This is a genomic window from Lentilactobacillus sp. TOM.63 (genome assembly GCF_030361045.1).
Lineage (GTDB): Bacteria > Bacillota > Bacilli > Lactobacillales > Lactobacillaceae > Lentilactobacillus > Lentilactobacillus dabitei.
Genome location: NZ_JAUCAP010000181.1, coordinates 1 through 674, shown reverse-complemented (window position 1 = coordinate 674; position 674 = coordinate 1). Strand labels below are relative to the sequence as shown.

2 protein-coding genes are annotated in these 674 nt (G+C 42.6%); both read right to left on the bottom strand.

Annotation, left to right across the window (positions count from 1 at the left end; all coding sequences use genetic code 11):
- Nucleotides 1-2 precede the first annotated feature (2 nt).
- Nucleotides 3-173, bottom strand: coding sequence for a hypothetical protein (locus tag QUF07_RS14050; protein WP_289428209.1), 171 nt, complete (start codon nucleotides 171-173; stop codon nucleotides 3-5).
- Nucleotides 174-257: 84 nt separating this feature from the next.
- Entirely contained in the window at nucleotides 258-494 is a 237-nt protein-coding gene (locus QUF07_RS14045; protein WP_217162247.1) for a hypothetical protein, read from the bottom strand.
- Nucleotides 495-674 lie beyond the last annotated feature (180 nt).

The window sequence follows — 674 nt, the reverse complement described above, 5'->3', positions numbered from 1 at the left end:
GCTCATTTATCTATCTCCTGAATTTTCCACAAATATATTGCTTGTCGTTGCTTCAATGCATCCCTTAGCATCCATTTTCGAATTGGCTTGCCGGTTGCCTGACGTAGAAAGTTGGCTGCATAGTCAAGTTTGCTGAAGCGATGATACTGTTCGTTATGGGTCAGAATTATCATCGTCTTACCTCCGCTTCGATAAGTTGATCAACCATCGAATGATCTCACAATCAGGTTGAATCTTTTTTTCATATTCCAAATCCATCATTCAGCGCCTACTTTCGTATACCCTAATGCCGTGGCAGCTACCTTGGCTAAAATTTGGTTCTTCTCGTACGTAGAAAGCTTTCTGAACGCTTCTCGCTCATTCTCATAGCGGTATTGGTTGAAGTGGTTCAATGCCCAGATAAGCGTTTTAGTGAAATCAAACTGATGATCTTCCAAAGCAGTTAAAAAGTAGATCAAAGCAATTTCCTGATTCTTACTCAATCGAATTTCCATTGTGAACACTCCTTACTTAATCGTTTCTTCAAACAGCCCTGTTCGATGGTCGTACACGGCTAATACCACCGGCACATGCACCCGATACATAAACATCTTCATGCGTAGCCGTGACGCTTCAGTGAGAGTTGCGTCGCCGCCCTTAATGTCCACCACACTAACCAACTCGCCATTTTCATA

What these genes read in the sequence shown, in the direction of transcription:
- QUF07_RS14050 (WP_289428209.1), bottom strand. Translation starts at nt 173, where the DNA reads ATGATAATTCTGACCCATAACGAACAGTATCATCGCTTCAGCAAACTT.
- QUF07_RS14045 (WP_217162247.1), bottom strand. Translation starts at nt 494, where the DNA reads ATGGAAATTCGATTGAGTAAGAATCAGGAAATTGCTTTGATCTACTTT.